General features: G+C 68.8%; 7 protein-coding genes. All 7 read right to left on the bottom strand.

Features of this window, described 5'->3' with window-relative positions; all coding sequences use genetic code 11:
- A partial coding sequence (locus AX690_RS07415) for an efflux RND transporter permease subunit (RefSeq protein WP_197426803.1) occupies positions 1–1,341 on the bottom strand: 1,341 nt, incomplete at its 3' end.
- A 10-nt stretch (positions 1,342–1,351) separates the two neighbouring features.
- A complete protein-coding gene (locus tag AX690_RS07410) occupies positions 1,352–2,401 on the bottom strand; it encodes an efflux RND transporter periplasmic adaptor subunit (RefSeq protein ID WP_231732138.1) in 1,050 nt (349 codons plus the stop codon).
- Between the two features lie 151 nt (positions 2,402–2,552).
- Positions 2,553–3,185, bottom strand: coding sequence for a glutathione S-transferase family protein (locus tag AX690_RS07405; RefSeq protein WP_066682902.1), 633 nt, complete (start codon positions 3,183–3,185; stop codon positions 2,553–2,555).
- A 133-nt stretch (positions 3,186–3,318) separates the two neighbouring features.
- Positions 3,319–4,491 (bottom strand): acetyl-CoA C-acetyltransferase, encoded by a 1,173-nt coding sequence (locus tag AX690_RS07400; protein ID WP_066682903.1) that lies wholly within the window; start codon positions 4,489–4,491, stop codon positions 3,319–3,321.
- Between the two features lie 45 nt (positions 4,492–4,536).
- Positions 4,537–4,974 (bottom strand): hypothetical protein, encoded by a 438-nt coding sequence (locus AX690_RS07395; protein ID WP_066682904.1) that lies wholly within the window; start codon positions 4,972–4,974, stop codon positions 4,537–4,539.
- Between the two features lie 115 nt (positions 4,975–5,089).
- The gene (locus tag AX690_RS07390) at positions 5,090–5,452 is read right to left on the bottom strand and encodes a hypothetical protein (protein ID WP_066682905.1); all 363 of its coding nucleotides are present in this window, start codon (positions 5,450–5,452) and stop codon (positions 5,090–5,092) included.
- A 192-nt stretch (positions 5,453–5,644) separates the two neighbouring features.
- Positions 5,645–5,938 carry a hypothetical protein gene (locus AX690_RS07385; RefSeq protein ID WP_231732139.1) on the bottom strand — a complete coding sequence of 98 codons (294 nt, stop codon included), beginning with the start codon at positions 5,936–5,938 and terminating at the stop codon, positions 5,645–5,647.
- Positions 5,939–6,091: the final 153 nt, after the last annotated feature.

Genomic DNA, 6,091 nt, shown 5'->3' with positions numbered 1-6,091 from the left:
CGGCGCGAACACCGCCACGATGGTGAAGGTGGTGGCCACGACCGCCAGGCCGATCTCGTCAGCCGCCTCCATGGCCGCCGCATAGGGGCTTTTGCCGCCGCGCATGTGGCGGACGATATTCTCGATCTCGACGATGGCGTCGTCGACCAGGATGCCGACGGTCAGGGACAGCGCCAGCAAGGTGACGCCGTTCAGCGACTGGCCCATCGGCGCCAGCACCGCGAAGGTCGGCAGCAGCGAGGTCGGGATGGCCACGGCCGCCAGCAGGGTGGCGCGCCAGTCGCGCAGGAACAGCAACACCACCAGCACGGCCAGGATCGCCCCGATGATCAGGGCTTCCATCGAGGCCAGATAGCTCTCCTCGATGTACTTCACGTTCGAGGTGATCTCCTCGATCTCGACCTCGGGGTGCTCCTTGTCCAGCTTCTCGACGGCCTTGCGGATCTTCTCGGCGGTCTGCACCTCGGAGGCGCCGCGCGAGCGGATCATCGAGAAGGTCACCACCTCCTGGCCGTCGAAGCGCGCGCGCGAGCGCGGCTCGGCCCAGTGGTCGGTGACCTGGCCCAGGTCGGCCAGGCGCACCGCGCCGCCGTTGGGCAGCGGCACGCGGGTTTCGCGCAGCTGCTCGACCGAACCGGCCGCGCCCAGGGTGCGGATGGCCCGTTCGGCGCCCGAGATGGTCACCCGGCCGCCAGGCAGGTCGGCGTTCGACGAGACCAGGGCCTGGCTGACGGCGGCGGCGGTGACGCCCCGCGCGGCCAGACGATCGGGGTCTAGCGCGACCTCGATCTCGCGATTGACGCCGCCGCGGCGGTTGACCTCGCCGACGCCGCGGATCGCCAGCAGGGCGCGGCTGACGTCGTTGTCGACGAACCAGCTGCGCTGCTCGGGCGTCAGGGTCGGCGCCTTGACCACATAGGTGATCAGGTCGTCGCCGGAGATGTCGACGCGGGTGACGGTCGGCTCCTGCATGTCCTGGGGCAGCGAGCCGCGCAGGTTGGACATGGCGTTGCGCACGTCATTGGTGACGCGCTCGTGGTCCACGCCCAGCTCGAACTCGATCACCGTGGTCGAGGCGCCGTCGACGATCGTCGAGTTGGTGTGCCGCACCTGGCCAAGGCCCGCGATCGAGTCCTCGATCAGGCGGGTGACCTGGGTTTCCAGCTCGCTGGGCGCGGCGCCGGGGCGCACGGCCGTGACGACGACGATCGGCAGGTCGACGTCGGGATTGTTGTTGATCCGCATCGAGCGGAAGCCCGCGATCCCGGCGATGGTCAGCAGCAGGAACAGCAGGATGACGGGGATCGGGTTCTTGATCGACCAGGACGAGATGTTGCGCATCAGGGCGTCCTCAGCGAGCGGGAGCGATGGCGCTGACGCGCACCAGATCGCCCTCGCCCAGGAAGCCCGCGCCATCCACGACCACCTGATCGCCGGCGGCGAGGCCGGTGGCGGCAACGCGGTCGCCGGTGGTGGTCAGGATCTGGATCCGGCGGAAGTGAACCTTCTTGGCGTTGTCGACCACGAACACGCCCGGACGGTTCTCGCGGTACAGCACCGAGGCGCTGGGCACGACGAGCGCGGGCTGGTCCCCGGCGTCGATGCGGACGCGGGCGAACATGCCCGGACGGAAACCGCCCATCGACGACAGCGCCACGCGCGCCACGCCCAGGCGGCTGGTGGTGTTGACCTCGGAGGTGACGATGCGGACGCGGCCGCTCGTTTCGCCGACCTTGTCGGAATAGATCGTGGCCGGCATCCCCGCCTTCACGGCGCCAAGCTCGGTCTCGGGGATGTCGGCGTCGAGTTCCAGGCGGCTGTCGCGGACGATGCGGAACAGCTCGGAGCCGGACGTGACGATCTGGCCCTTGGTGACGCTGCGACGGCTGATCAGGCCGCCGACCGGGGCGCGGATCGAGGTCTGGGCCAGGCGGGCGGCGGTCTCGCCCCGCGCCGCCTCGGCGGCGGCCAGGTTGGCGGCGGCCGTGCCCTGGCGGGCGGTGGCGGTGTCCAGCGAAGCCTGCGAGAGATAACCCTTGGCCTGCAGCTCGCGGGCGCGGCCCAGGGCGGCCTGGGCCTCGGCCAGGGTGGCGCGGGCGCTGGCCACGGCCGCTTCCTGCTGGCGCAGCTGGGCGCTGATCAGCGCGTCGTTGAGTTTGACCAGCACCTGGCCGGCCTGGACGACCTGGCCTTCCTCGGCGTTGACCGAGAGGGCTGTCAGGCCGCCGGTCTCGGCGCCGACCGGCACCTCTTCCCAGGGCGAGATCGTGCCGGTGGCGCTGATCTGACGGGCGATCGGCTGGCTGGCGACCGTGACCACGCTGACGGTGGCCGCCGCCGCCGGAGCCTTGGCCTTCTTGGGCTTCTTGTCGCCGCATCCGGAGAGGGCGATCGCGCTCACCCCCAGGACCAAGACCAGCGCGCTCAAGCTCGGGCGGCGCCCATTGATCCGGTAAAGCACGTTCATCCCCAGCGGCAGTTGTTCGTCGTCGGCCTTCTAGCCGACAAACCCCCGGTCGCTGAGTTAATTTGCCGTAAGACGATAAAAACGTTCAAACGCTTGCTGGAGCCGCGCTTTGCGCCGCCATGGCGCGGGCGAAGGCTGGGCGTTGGCTGACGCGATTCCGGTAGTCGACCACCGCCGTTGGGAACGCGCCGTCCAGCTTCAGGGCCCTCGCCAGCAGCAGGGCGTAGGCCACCGAGATGTCGGCGCCGGTGAAGCGGTCGGCCGCGACGAACGCCGACCCTTCCAGGATCGCCTCCAGCCCCTTCAGCCGCGCCAGGAACCAGCGGGCGTAGTCCTCGGCCACCTGGGGCTGGCGGCGCTCCTCGGGTTCGAGCCGCGCGTAGCGCAGCACCAGGGTCTGGGGGAAGGTCAGGGTGGCCTCGCCATAGACGAGGCCGTTCAGATAGGCGCCGTAGCCCGGCTCTTCGGGTCGCACCGACAGCCGGCCGCCGCCGTGACGCATCGAGAGATACTCGATCATCGCCGCGGACTCGGTCATCCGCGTCTCGCCATCGACCAGCAGCGGGATGGTGCCCAGCGGGTTCTCGTCCAGGTACTCCCGCGCATGGAAGCGCGGCGGGAACGGCAGGAGCTTGAGATCGTAGGGCAGCTCCAGCTCCTCCAGCGCCCACAGCGGCCGGAACGAGCGCGCGTCGCGACAGTGCCAGAGGGTGATCATGGTGGTCTCCCTATCCCTCTCCCCCTGCGGGAGAGGGTGGCCGAAGGCCGGGTGAGGGGTCTCTCGGCGTCGCCGGCGCGACCCCTCATCCGTCAGCTTCGCTGACACCTTCTCCCGCAAGGGGAGAAGGACCCTACAACCGCTCGACGATCGTGACGTTCGCCAGGCCGCCGCCCTCGCACATGGTCTGCAGGCCATAGCGGGCGCCGCGGTCTTTCAGGGCGTGGACCAGGGTGGTCATCAGCTTGGCGCCCGAACCGCCCAGCGGGTGGCCCAGGGCGATGGCGCCGCCGTTGACGTTCAGCTTGGCCGGATCGCCGCCGGTGACCTTCAGCCACGCCGTCGGCACCGAGGCGAAGGCCTCGTTGACCTCGTAGAGGTCGATGTCGCCGATCTTCATGCCGGCCCGCTCCAGCGCCTTCAGGGTGGCGGGGATCGGGGCCTCCAGCATGATCACCGGGTCATGGCCGATCACGGTCATGTGGTGGATGCGGGCCAGCGGCTCGACGCCCAGGGCCTTGAGGCCGCGCTCGTTGACGATCATCACGCCGGCCGCGCCGTCGCAGATCTGGCTGGAGGTGGCGGCGGTGATGCGGCCGTCTTCGGCCAGCAGCTTCACCGAGCCGATCGACTCCATCGAGGCGTCCCAGCGGATGCCTTCGTCGACCTCGTGGCGCTCGGTCTTGCCGTCCTCCAGCTTGACCTCGATCGGCACGATCTCGGCGGCGAACTTGCCGGCCTTGGTGGCGGCCATGGCGCGCTGGTGGCTCTCGAGCGCGAAGGCGTCGAGGTCGACCCGCGACAGGTCGTACTTCTTGGCCATCATCTCGGCGCCCATGAACTGGCTGAACTGAATGCCGGGATACTTGTCCTCGATGCGCGGGCTCTTGTAGGTGCCGAAACCGTTCTTGTACGGCAGCTGCGAGGACAGGCCCATCGGCACGCGGCTCATGCTCTCGACGCCGGCGGCGATGACGATGTCCATCGCGCCCGACATCACGGTGGCGGCGGCGAAGTGGATGGCCTGCTGCGACGAGCCGCACTGGCGGTCGACCGAGGTCCCCGGCACGCTCTCGGGCAGCTTGGAGGCGAGGATGGCGTTGCGGGCGACGTTCAGGCCCTGCTCGCCGACCTGGCCGACGCAGCCCATGATCACGTCTTCGACCAAGGCCGGATCCGCGCCGGTGCGATCGACCAGGGCGTCCAGAATGACGCCGCCCAGATCGGCCGGATGCCAGCCCGAGACCTTGCCGCCCTTGCGTCCGCCGGCCGTCCGCGCGGCCGCCACGATATAGGCTTCGCCCATGGGTTTCCTCCTGTTGTTTGGAGGGAGTGAAACAGGCGTTCGAGGCTATGTCAGCGGTGACGCGGCGTCAGGCCGGCGACGGCGCGGCAGGGCTCCGCACAACAGCGTGGCCATGGTCAGGTAGCTGAACAGGCCGCCGCCGGCGACCAGGCTGGCGCGGTTCGGAATCCTGGGATCGGCCAGGGTGGCCAGCATCAGGATCAGGCTGAGGGCGTGAAAGCCGCAGGCCCACATCGGCCACCATCGGTTCGATCGCAGGGCGATGAACAGCAGCACCATCATCAGGGCGGCGTCGACGAGGAATGCGGCGCTCTGCGGTCCGAACCGCAGTTTGCTGTCATACAGCCACCCGGTGGAGAACCACGCGGCGATCATGGCCGCGGCGGCCAGCCGTTCGGGCCAGCCGCCTCGCCAAAACGCGACACCGGTTGAAATGAGCAACGCCGCGAGGCTGACCCACTGATAAGGATGGTTGAGCGCCATCGCGTTAGGTTGGCGTCCTTCCGCCGGATTGCAAAGATCCTCGCCGGCCATGGCCGACGAGGATCATGCGTTTAATCGAAGCCTGAAAACTCCGCTACGGGCGAACCCGAAGGGTTTAGGCGGCGACGGTCAGGCGACGTTTGCTCTTGGCCATGCCCTCCGGCTTCTCGGGCGCCTGGCCGAACTCGTCGCTGTCGTCGAAGCTCACGGCCGAGAGGCCAATGTCGTGCTGGGCCACCGACAGGTGCTTGTGGGTCGTGACGATGCCTTCGCGCGCCGCGGCCAGGGCCTGCATCGTGTTGACGGCCGACATCAGCGCGTCTTGGCCGATCAGCGCCGAGAGGTTCGCCGCCTGACGGCTGGCGGGCATCAGGGCGGCGAGGGTGGCCGTGGAAGCGAGGGCGGCGTCGATGGCCTTCTCCGCGGCGAACAGGGCGTCTGCCACGGACTGGGCGGCTTGGCGGCGTTCCTTGAGCATGAGCGGTCTCCTTCACGCCGGCGAGACCGGCGCGTTGCCAATGTTGATGGTTGGAGTAGGCGCCCGGCTCCTCGGGCGAGGTCTCTTAGGGCAGCAGGCCTTCGAGTGCGTGGAGCCCCGCCAGGATCGAACCGAACGCGAGCGCGGTCACGATCATCACGGCCGCGATGAAGGCCAAACGGAGGGGGACGCTTAGATTGTTAGGTCGTCCGCTTCCGAGTCCGAAGACGAGAAGTCCGACGGGAACGTCTCGTCCATCACGGCGCTCGCGATGCAGAGGATCTCCCGCATCACCAGCTCGCTGGGCTTGAACGAAGCTTGCTTGCGCGTGGCCGCCACCAGGTCGTGGACCATGGCCGCGCCACTCGCCGTGGCCGAAAGGCTCATCAACTGGCGCTCGAGTTCGCTCCAGGTGATCAGCGGCAGGGCCTCGGCCGAATTGAGAGCCGGCCAGGTGTTCCGGAAGCTCGCGATGTCCTGGCGCATATAGGTCGCCCGGCCAATCGCCTCTTTCTGATAGGGGGTCAGTTCGGTCACGGAAAGCTCCTTCCTCAGCGAGGTCAGGAGACCCTGAAGAAGGATGTTCGCCTAGCCGCGCCGGATCGGACCCCGACGCGATCGGAGGGGGGGTGACAGGGG

It is taken from the genome of Caulobacter sp. CCH9-E1 (assembly GCF_001556515.1).
In the GTDB taxonomy this organism is placed as follows: domain Bacteria; phylum Pseudomonadota; class Alphaproteobacteria; order Caulobacterales; family Caulobacteraceae; genus Caulobacter.
Note: the sequence above shows the minus strand (reverse complement) of the source record. Positions and strands in the feature narration are given on the sequence as shown.